General features: G+C 62.0%; 19 protein-coding genes. 12 read left to right on the top strand and 7 right to left on the bottom strand.

Features of this window, described 5'->3' with window-relative positions; all coding sequences use genetic code 11:
* Nucleotides 1–7 precede the first annotated feature (7 nt).
* The 6 genes from AC1D1Z_RS06035 (at nucleotide 8) to AC1D1Z_RS06010 (ending at nucleotide 4,135) form a co-directional block, all read left to right on the top strand.
* Nucleotides 8–1,219, top strand: coding sequence for a cell wall hydrolase (locus AC1D1Z_RS06035; RefSeq protein WP_028734917.1), 1,212 nt, complete (start codon nucleotides 8–10; stop codon nucleotides 1,217–1,219).
* Nucleotides 1,220–1,490: 271 nt separating this feature from the next.
* Nucleotides 1,491–1,829, top strand: a complete 339-nt coding sequence (locus tag AC1D1Z_RS06030; protein ID WP_012756239.1) for an AtpZ/AtpI family protein — start codon at nucleotides 1,491–1,493, stop codon at nucleotides 1,827–1,829.
* Between the two features lie 62 nt (nucleotides 1,830–1,891).
* Nucleotides 1,892–2,644, top strand: coding sequence for a F0F1 ATP synthase subunit A (locus tag AC1D1Z_RS06025; RefSeq protein WP_018245007.1), 753 nt, complete (start codon nucleotides 1,892–1,894; stop codon nucleotides 2,642–2,644).
* 67 nt (nucleotides 2,645–2,711) lie between these two features.
* Nucleotides 2,712–2,939: a F0F1 ATP synthase subunit C gene (locus AC1D1Z_RS06020; protein ID WP_003545854.1), complete on the top strand. Its 228-nt coding sequence runs from the start codon at nucleotides 2,712–2,714 to the stop codon at nucleotides 2,937–2,939.
* A gap of 77 nt (nucleotides 2,940–3,016) precedes the next feature.
* Nucleotides 3,017–3,640: a F0F1 ATP synthase subunit B gene (locus tag AC1D1Z_RS06015; protein ID WP_018245008.1), complete on the top strand. Its 624-nt coding sequence runs from the start codon at nucleotides 3,017–3,019 to the stop codon at nucleotides 3,638–3,640.
* 3 nt (nucleotides 3,641–3,643) lie between these two features.
* Nucleotides 3,644–4,135 (top strand): F0F1 ATP synthase subunit B, encoded by a 492-nt coding sequence (locus AC1D1Z_RS06010; protein ID WP_018245009.1) that lies wholly within the window; start codon nucleotides 3,644–3,646, stop codon nucleotides 4,133–4,135.
* A 92-nt stretch (nucleotides 4,136–4,227) separates the two neighbouring features.
* Here AC1D1Z_RS06010 and AC1D1Z_RS06005 read toward each other — a convergent pair whose 3' ends face one another.
* The gene (locus AC1D1Z_RS06005) at nucleotides 4,228–4,917 is read right to left on the bottom strand and encodes a ribonuclease HII (RefSeq protein ID WP_018449358.1); all 690 of its coding nucleotides are present in this window, start codon (nucleotides 4,915–4,917) and stop codon (nucleotides 4,228–4,230) included.
* Between the two features lie 277 nt (nucleotides 4,918–5,194).
* Nucleotides 5,195–6,352 (bottom strand): PA0069 family radical SAM protein, encoded by a 1,158-nt coding sequence (locus AC1D1Z_RS06000; RefSeq protein WP_477849826.1) that lies wholly within the window; start codon nucleotides 6,350–6,352, stop codon nucleotides 5,195–5,197.
* A gap of 139 nt (nucleotides 6,353–6,491) precedes the next feature.
* Between AC1D1Z_RS06000 and AC1D1Z_RS05995 the strand changes: the two genes are divergently transcribed.
* Together AC1D1Z_RS05995 and AC1D1Z_RS05990 are read left to right on the top strand one after the other, a co-directional pair.
* A complete protein-coding gene (locus AC1D1Z_RS05995; RefSeq protein WP_018245012.1) occupies nucleotides 6,492–7,010 on the top strand; it encodes a glycosyltransferase family 2 protein in 519 nt (172 codons plus the stop codon).
* Between the two features lie 182 nt (nucleotides 7,011–7,192).
* Nucleotides 7,193–7,507, top strand: coding sequence for a hypothetical protein (locus tag AC1D1Z_RS05990; RefSeq protein ID WP_026231129.1), 315 nt, complete (start codon nucleotides 7,193–7,195; stop codon nucleotides 7,505–7,507).
* A gap of 34 nt (nucleotides 7,508–7,541) precedes the next feature.
* Here AC1D1Z_RS05990 and moaB read toward each other — a convergent pair whose 3' ends face one another.
* The 4 genes from moaB to AC1D1Z_RS05970 form a co-directional block, all read right to left on the bottom strand.
* Nucleotides 7,542–8,093 carry a molybdenum cofactor biosynthesis protein B gene (moaB, locus tag AC1D1Z_RS05985; RefSeq protein ID WP_018516570.1) on the bottom strand — a complete coding sequence of 184 codons (552 nt, stop codon included), beginning with the start codon at nucleotides 8,091–8,093 and terminating at the stop codon, nucleotides 7,542–7,544.
* Entirely contained in the window at nucleotides 8,093–9,004 is a 912-nt protein-coding gene (locus tag AC1D1Z_RS05980; protein ID WP_182563909.1) for a 4-(cytidine 5'-diphospho)-2-C-methyl-D-erythritol kinase, read from the bottom strand. The genes moaB and AC1D1Z_RS05980 overlap by 1 nt, the downstream gene beginning before the upstream one ends.
* A 49-nt stretch (nucleotides 9,005–9,053) precedes the next feature.
* Entirely contained in the window at nucleotides 9,054–10,886 is a 1,833-nt protein-coding gene (locus tag AC1D1Z_RS05975) for a tetratricopeptide repeat protein (protein WP_018245016.1), read from the bottom strand.
* A gap of 133 nt (nucleotides 10,887–11,019) precedes the next feature.
* Nucleotides 11,020–12,036, bottom strand: coding sequence for a polyprenyl synthetase family protein (locus AC1D1Z_RS05970; RefSeq protein WP_018245017.1), 1,017 nt, complete (start codon nucleotides 12,034–12,036; stop codon nucleotides 11,020–11,022).
* Between the two features lie 108 nt (nucleotides 12,037–12,144).
* Here AC1D1Z_RS05970 and AC1D1Z_RS05965 point away from each other — a divergent pair, with 108 nt between their 5' ends.
* Nucleotides 12,145–12,372: a putative signal transducing protein gene (locus AC1D1Z_RS05965; RefSeq protein ID WP_003545870.1), complete on the top strand. Its 228-nt coding sequence runs from the start codon at nucleotides 12,145–12,147 to the stop codon at nucleotides 12,370–12,372.
* A gap of 6 nt (nucleotides 12,373–12,378) precedes the next feature.
* Nucleotides 12,379–13,155, top strand: a complete 777-nt coding sequence (locus AC1D1Z_RS05960; protein WP_446945289.1) for a tRNA1(Val) (adenine(37)-N6)-methyltransferase — start codon at nucleotides 12,379–12,381, stop codon at nucleotides 13,153–13,155.
* 17 nt (nucleotides 13,156–13,172) lie between these two features.
* Here the strand turns inward: AC1D1Z_RS05960 and AC1D1Z_RS05955 are convergent, their stop codons facing one another.
* Nucleotides 13,173–14,513: an Nramp family divalent metal transporter gene (locus AC1D1Z_RS05955; protein WP_018245019.1), complete on the bottom strand. Its 1,341-nt coding sequence runs from the start codon at nucleotides 14,511–14,513 to the stop codon at nucleotides 13,173–13,175.
* A gap of 184 nt (nucleotides 14,514–14,697) precedes the next feature.
* Here AC1D1Z_RS05955 and AC1D1Z_RS05950 point away from each other — a divergent pair, with 184 nt between their 5' ends.
* Both AC1D1Z_RS05950 and AC1D1Z_RS05945 read left to right on the top strand, forming a co-directional pair.
* The gene (locus tag AC1D1Z_RS05950; protein ID WP_477849820.1) at nucleotides 14,698–15,558 is read left to right on the top strand and encodes a S49 family peptidase; all 861 of its coding nucleotides are present in this window, start codon (nucleotides 14,698–14,700) and stop codon (nucleotides 15,556–15,558) included.
* Between the two features lie 18 nt (nucleotides 15,559–15,576).
* Nucleotides 15,577–15,768 (top strand): hypothetical protein, encoded by a 192-nt coding sequence (locus AC1D1Z_RS05945; RefSeq protein ID WP_446947600.1) that lies wholly within the window; start codon nucleotides 15,577–15,579, stop codon nucleotides 15,766–15,768.
* Nucleotides 15,769–15,856 lie beyond the last annotated feature (88 nt).

Genomic DNA, 15,856 nt, shown 5'->3' with positions numbered 1-15,856 from the left:
ATTTTCAATGGAATGTTCCCGCGTTCCATGCCCGGAGTCCGTGTTGCGTCGAAAGAGCCCTTCCCGTAGCAAGCTGCGTCTCATTCCCGAGAATTGGGTGTCGCCCGTAATCTTCGGTCTTGCCGGCTGGCTGATTTTCCCGAGCGTCGCATCTCATGCCGATCTGGCCGCCATGCTCGCCGGCCTCGATCATGAGGGGGAGAACTGGCGCATGGTGCTGACCAATTCGCCGGCCGGCTCCATCCACCAGGCCGAACTCGCCTTCGCCGAGCCGATGGTGACGGGTTCGATCTCCGCCGGTGCCGGCATGGTGCTGCCCGATGGCCGCAAGGTCGCTTTTACCGCCAAGGACAAGGGCCACGAGGACACGCCGGACGAGGATCGGGTCAATCGCAGCACCAAGAAGGGCCGCGTCGTCGCCGTCGAGAAGATGCAGCCGCCGAAGGACTTTTCCGCCGGCTCGATCCTCGAGCGCACCAAGATGCTCTTCACCCCGAGCTTCGATCTCAAGGACAGGTCGGCCTTCGTCAAGCCGAAGATCCAGGGCAAGGAAATCCAGATCGCCACATCTTTCTATAAGACGCAGCCTGTTGTGACCGATAATGGCGTGCCGGCAATGCTCGCAAGCCTCGTCACCAGCAACAAGGCCGATGTGCTGGCCACAGCCTATGCGCCGGCAACACCTGACTATGCCCGCCAATCGCCCTTCGATTCCATCCTGGCCGAGCCGGACAGCGGCCGCTTCGTTCCGGAGATCGGCCCGCGCGATCATGCCTGGGCCGCAAGCGTGCTGGCGCCGAGCGTCTTCTCCGCCCGCGAACAGCAGTGCCTCGCCTCCGGCATCTATTTCGAGGCACGGGGAGAATCGGTGAAGGGCCAGGCGGCCGTCGCCCAGGTCATCCTCAACCGTGTCCGCAACCCTTCCTATCCGAAGACCATCTGCGGCGTCGTCTACCAGAACGAGGATTGGCGCAACCGCTGCCAGTTTTCCTTCGCCTGCGACAGCATCAAGGACAGGGTGAACTCCGAATATCACTGGCGAGTCGCCCGCGATGTGGCGATGGCGGTGACATCAGGCAAGATCTGGCTGCCGCAGGTGGGCTCGGCGACGCACTATCATGCCGTCTATGTCAGACCGAAATGGGCAAAGACCATGGAAAAGGTCGGTCGCATCGGTCTTCACGTCTTCTATCGCACCTATGGCGGCGGCTGGAGTTGAGATAAATCGCTTGGGCAAGCAGATTTCCGGCCCGGAAAAGCGGATTCTTTCCGTCGAATTTGCGCGATCGATCCGGAGTCGATTTATCTCTTTGATTTGATAGAATTATTTTCTCGCTGGACAGAAGCTGTCTACGCCTTGACTATGCTAATCCCTAAAACTATGTTGCGCGCGACTTCAGAACGGGCCGGAAGGGTCTCAACCTTCGTGTCCGGGGTCCGAATGACCGGGGTAGCGGGAGTGCGGGCGACGGGCAGACGAGGAGAGATCCATGGCGGACGACCGCGAGGAAAGTCTTGAAAAGCGCCGTGCGCAATTGGGAGCGAAACTCGCGACCAAGGGCGTCGAGACGGGAGAAGACGAGGCTAGGGAAGCCCGCGCCGAGGTAAGCCGCAAAGGTTATGCCCAGGCGATGAAGCTTTCCAGCGAGTTCATTTCCGCAATCGTCGTCGGTGCTCTGCTTGGCTATCTCCTCGACCGTTTTGTTGGCACGGCGCCTTGGGGTTTGATTGTTCTTCTGCTTCTCGGATTTTGTGCCGGCGTTCTGAACGTGCTGCGTTCTGCGGGGGTGGTGGCCCATCCCCTGGACGACAAGGACGACAAGAAATAAGGACCGGTTCCGGTCCAGTGCAATGACCCCGCGTCCTGCGGGCCAACGAGAGAGAACAAGCGGTGTCTAACGATCCGACTCATCAGTTCCTGATCCAGAAGATTGTGCCGATCGAAATCGGCGGAATTGATTTTTCGTTCACCAATGCATCGCTCTTCATGGCCGCTTCGGCTGCCGTTGCCGTAGGCTTCCTCTATTTCGCGACCTCGAACCGCGCCATCGTGCCGGGCCGTTCGCAGTCGGTCGCGGAAATGTCCTATGAGTTTATCGCCAACATGCTGAAGGAAGGCGCGGGCAAGCAGGGAATGAAGTTCTTCCCGCTGGTCTTTTCGCTCTTCACCTTCGTTCTGACGGCGAACCTGCTCGGCATGTTCCCGTATTTCTTCACGGTCACCAGCCAGATCATCGTCACCTTCGCGCTGGCGCTCTTGGTTATCGGTACGGTTCTCGTCTACGGTTTCTATAAGCACGGCTTCCACTTCCTGAATGTCTTCGTGCCCTCGGGCGTRCCGGGCGTTCTGCTGCCGCTGGTCGTCACGATCGAAATCATCTCCTTCCTGTCCCGTCCGATTTCACTCTCTGTTCGTCTTTTTGCGAACATGCTCGCCGGTCACATCACGCTGAAAGTGTTCGCAGGCTTCGTCGCCTCGCTCGGAGCCCTTGGTGCTGTCGGTGTCGGCGGCGCCGTTCTTCCCCTCATCATGACCGTCGCCCTGACCGGTCTCGAGTTCCTCGTCGCCTTCCTTCAGGCTTACGTCTTTGCGGTGCTGACTTGCATGTACCTCAACGACGCAATCCATCCGGGCGGGCACTAAGGATAACGACATCGACGTCAAAGGGCGTCAGTCATTCGCCGCAACAACCATTTCAAAGGAGTTCAACATGGAAGCGGAAGCAGCAAAGTACATCGGTGCAGGCCTGGCTTGCTTTGGTATGGCCGGTACGGCTCTCGGCCTCGGCAATATTTTCGGCAGCTACCTCTCCGGCGCTCTGCGCAATCCGTCTGCCGCTGACAGCCAGTTCGGCCGTCTGGTATTCGGCTTCGCCGTTACGGAAGCTCTGGGCATCTTCTCGCTGCTCGTCGCTCTCCTCCTCCTCTTCGCCGTCTGATATCGGCGAATAGATGGATCACGGCCTGCGACCGCAAGCCGTGATCCTTTGCATTTGCAGTCCACCTGGAGGTGAGCATGTTTTTTGTGACCCCGGCTTACGCTGAGGAAGCACCGGCGGCAGCGACGGGTACGGACGCGCACGCCGCTCCGGCCGCAGGCGAGGTCCATACCGAGACTGGTGTTGCCGAAGGCGAACACGCCCGCGGCCCTTTCCCGCCTTTCGATTCGACGACCTTCGCGTCCCAGCTGCTCTGGCTGGTGATCACGTTCGGCGTCTTCTATTTGCTCATGCAAAAGGTCATCGCGCCGCGCATCGGGGCCATCCTTGATCAGCGTCACACGCGTATTTCCCAGGATCTGGAAGAGGCAGCCCGCCTGAAGGCGGAAGCCGACGCCGCCGTCCGGACCTATGAAGGTGAACTGGCCGCTGCCCGCGCCAAATCCAACGCGATCGGCGCCGCCGCCCGCGACGCCGCCAAGGCCAAGGCCGAAGAGGATCGTCGCGCTGTCGAGGCGAGCCTGTCGGAAAAGATCAAGGCTGCCGAGCTCCGCATCGGCGAGATCAAGGCCAAGGCCTTCGCCGACGTCGGCACCATTGCCGAGGAAACGGCGGCTGCCGTTGTCGATCAGTTGATCGGCGGCACCGTTGCCAAGGCCGATGTCGCTGCCGCCGTCGCGGCTGCCAAGAAGGAGGCTTGATCGATGGAATTTGCCTTTGACGCGACTTTCTTCGCCTTTGTCGGCCTCGTCCTCTTCCTGGCGCTGGTCGTTTACCTGAAGGTTCCGGGTATGATGGCACGGTCGCTCGACGACCGCGCCGACCAGATCCGCAACGAATTGGCCGAAGCCAAGCGTCTGCGCGAAGAGGCCCAGCACCTGCTCGCCGAATACCAGCGCAAGCGCAAGGAAGCGGAAGCCGAGGCGGCCCATATCGTTGCCGCCGCCGAGCGCGAAGCCCAAATGCTGACTGCTGAAGCGAAGAAGAAGACGGAAGAATTCGTCACCAATCGCACGGCGCTCTCCGAGCAGAAGATCAAGCAGGCCGAGGCCGAAGCGATGAAGGCGGTACGTTCCGCTGCTGTCGATCTGGCGATCGCCGCCGCAGAAACCGTGCTTGCCAAGCAGGCCGATGCCAAGGTTCAGTCCGAGCTCTTCGGCAATGCCGTCGGCCAGGTCAAGACGCGGCTCAACTGAGCGCTTCGAAAAAGATTGAGAGGAAAGGCCGGGCATGTCCCGGCCTTTTCGTTTGAGCGGTTTTTTCCTCTGCTTGGCTTTTTTTGAATGGCCTATTCGGAAAGCAGCTCGTCCGTCTCAGGACCGTCCTCGACCTTTCGCAACGGCCTGAAGCTCATCCGGTGCAGGGAACAGGGGCCGTGCCTCTCGATGCCGGCGCGGTGCTGCGCCGTGCCGTAGCCAACATGCGCGGCAAAACCGTAATCCGGAAATACATTATGCGCTCGTGCCATCATCCGGTCGCGCGTCACCTTGGCGACGATCGAGGCGGCGGCGATCGAGACCGAGCGGGCATCACCCTTGACCACGGCCTGCCCGGGGCAATCAAGGCCGGGCGGCACATCCAGCCCGTCGGTCAGCACGTAGCTTGCCGGAATGGCGAGGCTGCAGATGGCCCGGCGCATGGCGTCGAGGCTTGCCTTGCGGATATCCGTCTCGTCGATGCGCGTCGAGCTGGAGGAGGCGATGGAGACGGTCGCCGTCGCCAGGATCTGTACGAACAGTTCCTCGCGCCGTTGCGCCGAAAGCTGCTTGGAATCGTTCAGACCCTCAGGGATGCGCCGGGGATCAAGGATGACCGCAGCAGCAACGACCGGTCCCGCCAGCGGCCCGCGGCCTGCCTCGTCGGCACCGGCAACCGGCCAGTGGCCGGCCTTGCGGGCTTTGAGTTCCAGCCGGAAATCCGGCACGAGCGGAACCGTGTCGAAAAGCAGGGGAGAATCGGGTGACGTGCGAGGTTTCATGCGGCTGAACCTCGCACGCCAACCCGATTGCCCGCAAGTCCCCGGATCAGGGCGGCGGCCGGGGACGCTCCGGCGGATGGTGGCGGTCAGGGCCATCCGCGGGAATTGCGCTCGGGCTCGAAAACAGGCGGTTTTCTCGAGAGCCGATGCGCAAGCTCGAAGCAATTCCAGGAAAAGTGCCGCGCGGTTTTCCGTCCGGAATTGCGTAAAAGGTTAGAGGCAATTCCAGGAAAAGTGCCGCGCGGTTTTCCGTCCGGAATTGCGTAAAAACAAAAGGTTAGAGCAGCGACAGTTGCACGCCGCTGCCATCGGGCGGCACGAACAGATCGTCGCGCAGCGGCACGCTGCGGCGTGTCAGGCCGAAACGTCGGGCTGCCATTTCAAAACGCCGGGCGATCTGCCAGGCATAGGGGCCGGCGCCCTTCATGCGCTTGCCGAATTCGGCATCATAATCCTTGCCGCCGCGCATCGAGCGCACCAGCGACATCACATGCCGGTAACGATCAGGGTAATGCTGCAGCAACCAGTCGCGAAACAGCGGGCTGACCTCGAGCGGCAGCCTGAGGATGACATAGCTCGCCTCTGCGGCGCCGGCAGCCTTTGCCGATTCGAGGATGCGCTCAAGTTCGTGGTCGTTCAGCGCCGGGATGAGCGGGGCGGCCATGACAGCCGTCTGCACGCCTGCTTCGGCAAGGGTGCGGATCGTCTCCAGCCGCCGCGGCGGCGTGGCGGCACGCGGCTCCATCGTCCGGGCAAGCTTGCGATCCAGCGTGGTCACCGAGATGCCGACGCGCACCAGGTTCTTAGCTGCCATCTCCTGCAGAATGTCGAGATCACGCAGGATCATCGCCGACTTGGTGACGATCGATACCGGATGGTTCGCCTTGTTCAACACCTCGAGAATACCGCGCATGATCCGCCATTCCTTCTCGATCGGCTGATAGGGATCGGTATTGGTGCCGATCGCGATCACTCGCACCTTGTAGCCGGGCTTGGCGAGTTCCCGCTCCAGGAGTTTTGCCGCATCGGGCTTGGCAAAGAGCTTCGTCTCGAAATCGAGCCCTGCAGAAAGCCCCATATAGGCGTGTGTCGGCCGGGCGAAACAATAGATGCAGCCGTGCTCGCAGCCGCGATAGGGATTGATCGAGCGGTCGAAGGGAATGTCCGGCGATTCGTTGCKGGTGATTGCCGTGCGCGGCTTCTCGACCTGCACTTCTGTCTTGAAGGGCGGCAGCTCTTCCCACGTCTGCCAGCCATCGTCGACGGTCTCCCGCTGCAGCGCCTCGAACCGACCTGTCGGGTTCAGCCCCGCCCCACGTCCACGCCGCCGATCGACCTCGACTCTCAGACCGGAGGAAACGATCATCGCATCGGCAATATCTGCCGTATTGGCAGGCGCGAATGCGGCCTGCCCTGCCAGGGACTGCTCTCTCATCGGATTCTCCCGTGGCGGAAAGCCATCGCCTCCGCCCGTTCTGCTGATTAAATTCCTATCTGTAAAACAAGAACAATGCAAGAACAAAATGAGGAAAACGGTGCTGGCAAAAATTTGTGCGGCGCATTATAAATGGTCAATGTTGACGGTTGTTCTCGAATGTCAGGATCAGGAATCTGAGCTGGCGCAGACCTTATCGGTATTGGTGGCAGGCGCGGTGGAGGGGCTGGTGAGCGATGTGGTCGTGCTCGATCACGGCTCGCGCGACGGCACCTCGCGGGTGGCCGACGCCGCCGGTTGCCGCTTCCATTCGCAATGGGATATCAAGGACATCGTCCGCTCCGCCCGCGGCGAATGGCTGCTCTTCGTCGAGCCAGGCGCGAGACCTCAGGCCGGCTGGATCGATGAGATCGCCGAATATGTCGCATTGAACAAGCTGCCGGCGCGCTTCACCGCCTCGCGTGGTTACAGGCGCCCGTTCTTCCAGCGTGTCGGCCGTGCCGTGCCGCCGCTGGAACTCGGCTTTCTCCTGCCGAAGAAGCAGGCGCTCGCCATCGCCAAAAGCGGGATGCGGCTTACCGAATTCGTCAAGGGCCAGAAGCCGCGCAAACTCGCGAGCGAACTGATTCCGTCCTGGGTTGCCCGCGCTGCACGGTAAGTGCCGCAAACCTCTCCATGAGCAAAAGATGGCGCCCAATAGGATTTCGCGCTATAATTCGAACATGGCGCCGTCGAAGCGCCTCGCTTCGCAACGGAATGGCCATGGAATGCCGGTGATCGGCAGAACAGGTCAGCGAAAATCTCCTCTTCTGCCGGGTTTCCGGCGAAAGGAGGTGCGTCATGGTACGCAGTATGATCTACGGCCTCATAGCCGTCATATTGCCGACATTGGTGATCGCGCATCCGCATTCGGCAGCATCGCAGATGATGCGCAGTTGCGCAGGCCGACCCGAAATCGTCAATTTCCTGGACAAAAACTTCGCCGAAAAGCTCACGGCAGTCGGACTGATCAACGAGAACGCCATTCTTGAGGTCTATGCCGCCGAAAGCGGCACCTGGACCCTCATCGTCACGGATGTTCACGGCATAAGCTGCGTTCTGCTGTCGGGTGATAGCTGGGACACCATGCCCGTCTTGCCGGGCCTGGCCACATAGTGAATGCCCCTGGTTCGCCAGGGGCAACCATGCCCTACTTCGTCGCGCCGCGTTTCAGGTGTTCGTCCAGACGCGGCATGATCTCGACGAAATTGCACGGCGCGCTGCGGTAGTCGAGCTGTCCTTTCAGAATGCCGTCCCAGGCATCCCGGCAGGCACCGGGCGAGCCCGGCAGCACGAAGATGAACGTGGAGTTGGCAACACCTGCCGTGGCGCGCGACTGGATCGTCGCCGTGCCGATCTTCTCGTAGGAGATCCGGTGGAAGATGGCGGAAAAACCGTCCATCCGCTTTTCAAACAAAGGCTCCAGCGCCTCGGGTGTCACGTCGCGGCCGGTAAAGCCGGTGCCGCCGGTGGTGATGACCACGTCTATGTCTTCTCTGTCAGTCCAGGCCTTCACCCGCGCGGCAATCTCCGCGCGATCATCAGGCACGATCCCCCGGTCGACCAACCTATGGCCCGCCTCTGTAATCCGCGCCGCCAGCGTGTCGCCTGACTTGTCTGTCTCCGGCGTGCGGGTATCCGAGATCGTCAGAACCGCAATGCCGACCGCGATGAAGGGCCGCTTTTCGTCCAGACCTGCCATCATGCGCCTCCCGAAACCGTTTCCGTCGCCTGGAAATACCAGTCAGGCCGCTCGTCGTGAAGAGCTGCCGCCGCATCTTCGGCAGCAGCCATGGTCGCAAAGATGCCGAAACAGGTGGCGCCGGAACCGGACATGCGGGTCAAAAGCGCGCCGTGAGCCTGCAGCATCGCCGAGATCGCCGCAATCTCCGGCACGAGTTCGCGCGCCGGCGGCTCCAGGTCGTTGCGGGCAGCGGCAATCGCCGCGAGCCAGTCGGCAGCCTGAGGCCGGCTCGGTGGCAGGCCCAGGGCCGGATTGTTCTTTGTCGCCAGCCGGCGGAAAACCTCGGGCGTCGAGACGCCCTTCAGCGGATTGGCGAGCAGCATGGCAAGGACGGGCAGCTCCGGCACGGGTTCGATCTTTTCGCCGATGCCGCGGGCAATCAGCGGCCGGCTCGCAAGGCACATCGGCACGTCGGCGCCGAGTTTCAGGGCCAGAGCTGCGAGCGCCTCCTCGGGCAAGCTCGTGCCCCAGAGCCGCATCAGCCCACGCAGCGTCGCGGCCGCATCGGCCGAGCCGCCGCCGATGCCGGAGGCAACCGGCAGATTCTTTTCGAGCTGGATACGGACGGGAAAGGCGAGGGGACCGATCGCCTCGCGCAGGAGATCGCGCGCCTTCAGCACCAGGTTGGTGCCGCCGTCGCCGGCAAGTGTTTCGCCGAAACGGCCAGACAGGGTAAATTCGTCGGTCGGCGACGGCATGAAGTCCAGCCGGTCGCCATGATCTGCGAAGGTCACCAGCATATCGAGCAGATGATAGCCATCCGGCCGCTGGCCCGTCACATGCAGGGCCAGGTTGATTTTCGCGCGAGCTTCCTCGGAGATGCTGGAGCATGATGCCGAAAAGTCTGAGCGGTTTTCGGACGACATCATGCTCTACTTCTTTGATCTCGAAGCGGCCAAGCCCTCTTCAAGGCCCTCTTCAGGATTTCTTGTCGACCGGCGGCGGGATGACGGGTGCCGGATCCGGCTGCTTCTTGTCGGCCGCCTTGGCATCGTCGCTGGCGGGAGGCAGGCCGTTGGCGACCTTGTCCTTGATCTTCGGAATTTCGGCGGCTTCAGGCTCCGAGCTGAGCGCCCGGTTCCACTGGTAGACAGCCTCGAGCTTGCGCCCGACGCGCCAGTAGGCATCGCCGAGATGGTCGTTGATCGTCGCGTCGCCGGCCTTGATCTGTGCGGCCCGTTCCAGCTCGTCGACGGCATCGTCGAAGCGGTTGAGGCGGAAATAGGCCCAGCCGAGCGAATCGATGATGTAACCATCGTCAGGGCGAAGATCGACGGCCTTCTTGATCATGCCGAGACCTTCGTCGAGGTTCCGGTTCATGTCGATCCAGGAATAACCGAGATAGTTCAGCACCTGCGGCTGGTCGGGATTGAGCTCCAGCGCCTTGCGGAAGTTCGGTTCCGCCTGGTCCCACTTCTTCAGCCGCTCATAGGCGATGCCGCGTTGGAAGAAGACGCTCCAGTTGGCGCGGCCGGGGATGGGGCCGATCGCATCGACGGCCTTGTCGTAATTGGTGGCCATCGCCTGGTAGTCCTTGGCGTCGGAAAGGACGCTGCCATAGGCGAGGTAACTGCGGATGTCCTTCGGGTCGGAGGCGATCAGCGCCTGCAGGTGCTTGCGCGCCTCATCCACCTTGCCGCCCTGGGCAAGGGCAAGGCCGAGCTGCAGCTCGGAGATGCGCCGCATCGGTGAATTCTCCGGTACCTTCTTGTAGAGCGCGATGGCGCGGTCCATCTGGTTCTGCTTCTCGGCAATGCCGCCGAGCAGCACCAGCGTATCGGCGCTGTTCGGATCGAGCGCATTGGCCGTCTGCAGGTAAAGCGAGACGATATCCTCGGCGCCGTCGCGGTTCAGCGCGCCACCGACGGAGAAGAGCACGCCGGCAGCCCCTTCTTCGGCCGTCTTGACCTGCTGTTCCTGCTTCTCGTTCTTTTCGACGCTGTCGCGCAGCGCATTCAGCGGCGCATAGTTCGGCAGCAGGTTGTCGCCGACGGAAACGGCGTCGAGCGCCTTCTGCTTGTTGCCTTGTGTTGCTTCGAGGCGGGCAAGAGCCATAACCGCGCGCATGAAGGTATCGGGCGCCGTCGCTCCGCCTTCCTTGTCGAGCACGGCATCGTTCAGATGCTGGCGGGCGGATTTCACGTCGCCGATGGCGATGGCGATCGCGCCGGCATTGTAATTCTGGAAGATGCGGAACCAGTCCGGCCCCTTCATCTTCTCGACCATGGCGAGCGCTTCCTTGCCGCGGCCGGCGCCGACACGCGCCCAGGCGAGCAGCAGGTCGTTCATCATCCGGTCGAGATCGTTCGGCCCCTTATATTTCAGGATGGACTCGGCGGTCTTGTAGTCGTCGCGGCGCACGGCATCCATGCCGCGCACAATCGTGGTGATGCGCTCGACGGAAGGATCGCCCTTCAGGTCGTTGGCGTATTTGACGCCCTCCTTGATGTCGCCATTGAGCAGCAGCGAGATCATCAGCCGCTGGCGAATCTCGGGATTGCCGGGCTCGATCTGCAGCGCCTTCTTGTAGAGCTCGATCGCCGTTTCGTAGTCATGATCGACATCGGCCGTGCGCGCGGCAAGGAAGGCGCCTGAGAAGCTGGTAACGCTATCGGCATCAAAGTGAGCGGCCGTGCCGGCATCGTCTGCCTTGGCCGCATCCTCGGCGTTCACGCCGCCGACACTGCCCAGCGAAAGGACAGCTGCAAGCGCTGCGCTCGTAAGAAGACGGATGGCAAGTCTCTGCCGCATTAGGAAACCTTTCTTCGACAGCGTCCCGACAATGGTGCCGGCCGCAAAACAAGTTGCGATCACTGATTCATAACAGGATGGCTTTTTTGAAGCGGCGCCGCAAGAAAATCAGCCTGCGATCAAGGACGTTTGATCAATTGACGCGCTCGATGCAGAAGTCGATCACTTCCATCAGGGCGGATTTCCACACCGTATCCGGAAGCGGCGCAAGCGCGTCTCGCGCGATCGTGCCATAATGGATCGCGCGGCCGATCGTGTCGCTGAGCGTGCCATATTTGGTGATCAGCCCCAGCGCTTTTTCGAGGTTGGCGTCGGTGCTGTTGCCGGCTTCAATCGCATCGCGCCAGAATGCGCGCTCGTCCTCGGTGCCGCGGCGATAGGCGAGAATAACAGGGAGGGTGATCTTGCCCTCGCGGAAATCGTCGCCGACATTCTTGCCGAGATCGGCAGCCTTGCCGCCGTAGTCGAGCGCGTCGTCGACGAGCTGGAAGGCGAGCCCCAGATTCATACCGTAGGATTTCAGCGCATTGCGGCCGGAGCGGCCGGCCTCTGCGACGATCGGCCCGACTTCGGCGGCGGCAGCAAAGAGGGCGGCCGTCTTGGCGCGAATGACGGAGAGATAATCGTCTTCGGTCGTCTCCATGTTCTTGGCGACCGAAAGCTGCAGCACTTCGCCTTCGGCAATCACGCAGGCGGCGGAAGACAAGACGTCGAGCGCATCGAGCGAGCCGACATCGACCATCATGCGGAAGGCCTGGCCGAGCAGGAAGTCACCGACCAGCACGCTTGCCTGGTTGCCCCAGATCATCCGCGCCGTCGGCTTGCTGCGGCGCAGATCGCTTTCGTCGACGACGTCGTCATGCAGCAGCGTCGCCGTGTGCATGAACTCGACCGATGTGGCGAGCTTGACGTGGTTTTCGCCCCTGTAGTCGAACAGCGAGGCGGAAGCCAGCGTCAGCATCGGCCGCAGCCGCTTGCCGCCGGACGAGATCAGATGGTTTGCCACTTCGGGGATCATCTGCACGTCGGAGCCGGCCTTGGACAGAATGAGCTGGTTCACTCGCTCCATGTCCGCCCTGGTGAGATCGACCAATGGCTTGATGGATGCCAGTTTGTTTTTGCTTTCTTCAAGCGGTATGACCACGCCCAACGACCCGGACTCCTGTTCATTCTTTGCACCTGACAATAGAAAGGGGCGATGGACGCGGCAAGGGGTGAATTGTCGCGCTGAGCGAAATTGGAAGGAAAACGACGGCAAATGCATGAGCTTATCCGCGCCAACGACCCCGTTCTGCTCTCTTATGCCGAGAGTTTGATGAAGGATGCCGGAATTCACTGCTTCATCGCCGACCAGGGCATGAGCGTGCTGGAAGGCTCGCTCGGCATGCTGTCGCGTCGCCTGCTGGTGGATGAGGAGATGGCCGATCAGGCGCGCCGCATCCTCACCGATGCCGGTCTCGGCGGCGAGTTGCGCGAGCGGAAGTGAGCTCCGATGACCGGGGAAACCGCTGACACCATCGATGCCTTTCATCGCGGCGCCTTTCAGGTGGTGCAGCCGAAGGGCAGGGGCCATCGCTCCGGCATGGATGCGATGCTGCTTGCGGCTCTGGTCGCCGACGATCGCCCGGTCAGGGTTGCCGATCTCGGCGCCGGCGCCGGTGCTGCCGGCCTTGCCGTCGCCTCGCGGCTTGCCGATACGCAAGTGGTGCTCTTCGAGCGCTCAGCCGAGATGGCCGATTATGCCCGCCGCAGCATTCTCTTGCCCGACAATGCCCATGTCGCCGGCCGCGTCAGCGTCGTCGAGGCCGATGTGACGCTGACCGCCAAGGCGCGCAACGATGCCGGACTCACCGATGAGAGCTTCCACCACGTCATCATGAACCCGCCCTTCAACGACGCCGGCGACCGGCGCACGCCGGATGCGCTGAAGGCCGAAGCCCATGCGATGACCGACGGCCTGTTCGAAAGCTGGATCCGCACGGCTGGCGCGATCATGATCCCAGGCGGGCAATTGTCGCTGATCGCCAGGCCTCAGTCGATCGCCGAGATCGTTGCCGCCTGCGGCCGGCGCTTCGGCGGCATCGAGATCACCGCTATCCACCCGCGTCCGGGCGAAAACGCCGTCCGTATCCTGGTGACTGGTATCAAGGGATCGCGGGCGCGGCTGTCGCTGCGCGCCCCTCTGATCATGCACGAAGAGGGGAGCCACAAGTTCTCCCCTCTCGTCGATGTTTTCAACAATGGCCGGGCGGCCTACGCCAGGCTTTAGAGTGGTAAGTTCACGCTTTAGCCGGTGACAAAGTCGAAGAGCAGCTTGACGTTCAGCCCGGCGATGACGACCGCGATCAGATAGGCGATGCCGCTCAGCCAGCGGGGCGCCACCAGTTCGCCCATCTTCGCCTTGCTGGCGGTGAACATGACAAGCGGGAAGACGGCGAAAGAAAGCTGCAGGCTGAGCACCACCTGGGTGAGGATCAAAAGCTGCGCCGTGCCCTGGTCGCCGTACCAGATGGTGACGATCGCCGCCGGCACGATGGCGATGGCGCGGGTGATCAGCCGGCGTATCCAGGGCTTCAGCCGGATCTTCAGGAAGCCTTCCATGACGATCTGGCCGGCAAGCGTTGCCGTCACCGTCGAGTTGAGGCCGCAGCAGAGAAGCGCGATGCCGAAGAGCGTCGGCGCGATAGCGAGGCCGAGCAGCGGCGACAGCAGTGAATGGGCCTCGCCGAGTTCGACGACGTCGGTCTTGCCGTGCGCATTGAAGGCGGCCGCCGCAAGGATGAGGATCGAGGCGTTGATCAGAAGCGCGAAACAYAGCGCGACCGTCGAGTCGATCGTCGCAAAGGTCAGCGCCTCCTTCTTTTCGGGAACAGTATGGCCGTAGGCCCGCGTCTGCACGATGCCGGAGTGAAGGTAGAGATTGTGCGGCATGACGGTCGCGCCGAGAATGCCGAGCGCCAGATAGAGCATCTCCGGATTGGTGACGATGTCGGTGGTCGGGAAGAAGCCGGTGAGGACGGCGCCCCACTGTGGGTCGGCAAGCAGGATCTGCACGCCGAAGCAGACCGCGATGACGCCGAGCATCGCGATGATGAAGGCCTCCACCCAGCGGAAGCCGAGCTTTTGCAGGAAGAGGATCACGAAGACGTCGAGCGCGGTGATCAGCACGCCGAGTTCCAGTGGGATGCCCATCAACAGATTGAGGCCGATCGCCGTGCCGATCACCTCGGCGATATCGGTGGCAATGATGGCGATTTCCGCAAGGGCCCAGAGCGGTACCGAGACATATCTCGGAAAAGCGTCGCGGCAAGCCTGCGCAAGATCGCGCCCGGAAGCGATCGCCAGGCGGGCGCAGAGCGCTTGCAGCACGATCGCCATCAGGTTGGAAAGCAGTGCGACGGTGAGCAGTGCGTATCCGAATTTCGAGCCGCCGGCGAGCGAGGTCGCCCAGTTGCCCGGGTCCATGTAACCGACGGCGACCATGTAGCCCGGCCCGGCGAAGGCTGCTGCCCTGCGCCACCTCGAGCTGTGACGCCCGGTTCCGACGGTGCGGTAGACATCGGAGAGCGATCCCTCTCCGCGTTCGTGCCGCCAGCCGCTCTTTGCATTCGGATTGAGGACGTCCATGCGATTTCCACCTGTTTTATCGTCAGGGCACTATGACGAATTAGAATGATAATGCAAGTCATTCGCAACAACAAAAATCAAACCTGCTATTTTCAGGAACGCGGCCATTGCGTTTGCCGTTCCAGCGCATACATGGATGCCGATCGTAAACTGCGATCGTGCGACCCGAAGCGAAGGATGGGAAATGGCCGGATTCTTGAGAAAACTGCTGCCGAAACGGTTCCGCAAGGACGGCATCACCATCCCGGTCGTCCGGCTGCAGGGGGCGATCATCAGCGGCGGCGGCCAGTTCAGGCCGACCCTCAATCTCGCCAATGTCTCTCCGGTTCTGGAAAAAGCCTTCGCCATGAAGGACGCGCCGGCGGTCGCCATCTCCATCAATTCGCCGGGCGGCTCGCCCGTCCAGTCGCGCCTGATCTTCACCCGCATTCGCGAGCTCGCTCGCGAGAAGCAGAAGAAGGTKCTGGTCTTCGTYGAGGATGTCGCCGCCTCSGGCGGTTACATGATCGCSCTKGCCGGCGACGAGATCATYGCCGAYGCYACCTCCATCGTCGGCTCGATCGGCGTCGTCTCCGGCGGYTTCGGYTTTCCCGAACTSCTGAAGAARATCGGCGTCGAACGCCGCGTCTATACGGCGGGCGAAAACAAGGTGATCCTCGATCCTTTCCAGCCGGAAAAGGAAAAGGAYATCGAGTAYCTGAAGAGCCTGCAGCTCGAAATCCATCAGGTCTTCATCTCMATGGTGCGCGAACGTCGCGCCGGCAAGCTGAGGGAYGATGCGGCGGTGTTTTCCGGCCTGTTCTGGAGCGGCACGCGCGGCCTSGARCTCGGCCTSATCGAYGGCCTCGGCGACATGCGCCAGGARCTGAAAAGGCGCTACGGCCAGAAGACCAAGCTGGAGCTCGTCACCGCCGGCCGCGGCCTGTTCGGYCGCCGGATTCCMGGYGTRTCGCCGGTCTCRYTCGAAGGYGCTGCATCCGGTCTCGCRACGGGGCTTGTCGAAGCGGCGGAAGAGAGAGCATTGTGGAGTCGTTTCGGGCTTTGAAGGGAGCAAGAGAGGGGCATGCCGCAACTAATTACCATCCTGATTCTGGTTTTCTCAGCCTGGTGGCTCTACCGACGCTTCGTCTCCGATGCCCGTAAGCTCGCCGAAAAGTCGCGCCGCGCTGAAAAGGAGCGCCAGACCGGCGCAATCGGCACGCTGGTCAAGGACCCGACAACGGGAGAATACCGGCTGAAGCGCGAGGGCGAATAAGAGGCGTCGCCACGCACTGCCGCTCACCCGGTTGGTGAGGGGGAGGGGCAGCGGATTTCCTCTTCCCCATCGGCATTCGACGCCTCTT

Source organism: Rhizobium sp. P1_E1 (genome assembly GCF_056406015.1).
This window is presented reverse-complemented; position numbering and strand designations above follow the sequence as displayed.

Coding starts and splice junctions, on each gene's coding strand:
- AC1D1Z_RS06035 (WP_028734917.1), top strand. CDS start 8: ATGGAATGTTCCCGCGTTCCATGCCCGGAGTCCGTGTTGCGTCGAAAG.
- AC1D1Z_RS06030 (WP_012756239.1), top strand. CDS start 1,491: ATGGCGGACGACCGCGAGGAAAGTCTTGAAAAGCGCCGTGCGCAATTG.
- AC1D1Z_RS06020 (WP_003545854.1), top strand. CDS start 2,712: ATGGAAGCGGAAGCAGCAAAGTACATCGGTGCAGGCCTGGCTTGCTTT.
- AC1D1Z_RS06015 (WP_018245008.1), top strand. CDS start 3,017: ATGTTTTTTGTGACCCCGGCTTACGCTGAGGAAGCACCGGCGGCAGCG.
- AC1D1Z_RS06010 (WP_018245009.1), top strand. CDS start 3,644: ATGGAATTTGCCTTTGACGCGACTTTCTTCGCCTTTGTCGGCCTCGTC.
- AC1D1Z_RS06005 (WP_018449358.1), bottom strand. CDS start 4,917: ATGAAACCTCGCACGTCACCCGATTCTCCCCTGCTTTTCGACACGGTT.
- AC1D1Z_RS05995 (WP_018245012.1), top strand. CDS start 6,492: ATGTTGACGGTTGTTCTCGAATGTCAGGATCAGGAATCTGAGCTGGCG.
- AC1D1Z_RS05990 (WP_026231129.1), top strand. CDS start 7,193: ATGGTACGCAGTATGATCTACGGCCTCATAGCCGTCATATTGCCGACA.
- moaB (WP_018516570.1), bottom strand. CDS start 8,093: ATGGCAGGTCTGGACGAAAAGCGGCCCTTCATCGCGGTCGGCATTGCG.
- AC1D1Z_RS05980 (WP_182563909.1), bottom strand. CDS start 9,004: ATGATGTCGTCCGAAAACCGCTCAGACTTTTCGGCATCATGCTCCAGC.
- AC1D1Z_RS05975 (WP_018245016.1), bottom strand. CDS start 10,886: ATGCGGCAGAGACTTGCCATCCGTCTTCTTACGAGCGCAGCGCTTGCA.
- AC1D1Z_RS05965 (WP_003545870.1), top strand. CDS start 12,145: ATGCATGAGCTTATCCGCGCCAACGACCCCGTTCTGCTCTCTTATGCC.
- AC1D1Z_RS05960 (WP_446945289.1), top strand. CDS start 12,379: ATGACCGGGGAAACCGCTGACACCATCGATGCCTTTCATCGCGGCGCC.
- AC1D1Z_RS05945 (WP_446947600.1), top strand. CDS start 15,577: ATGCCGCAACTAATTACCATCCTGATTCTGGTTTTCTCAGCCTGGTGG.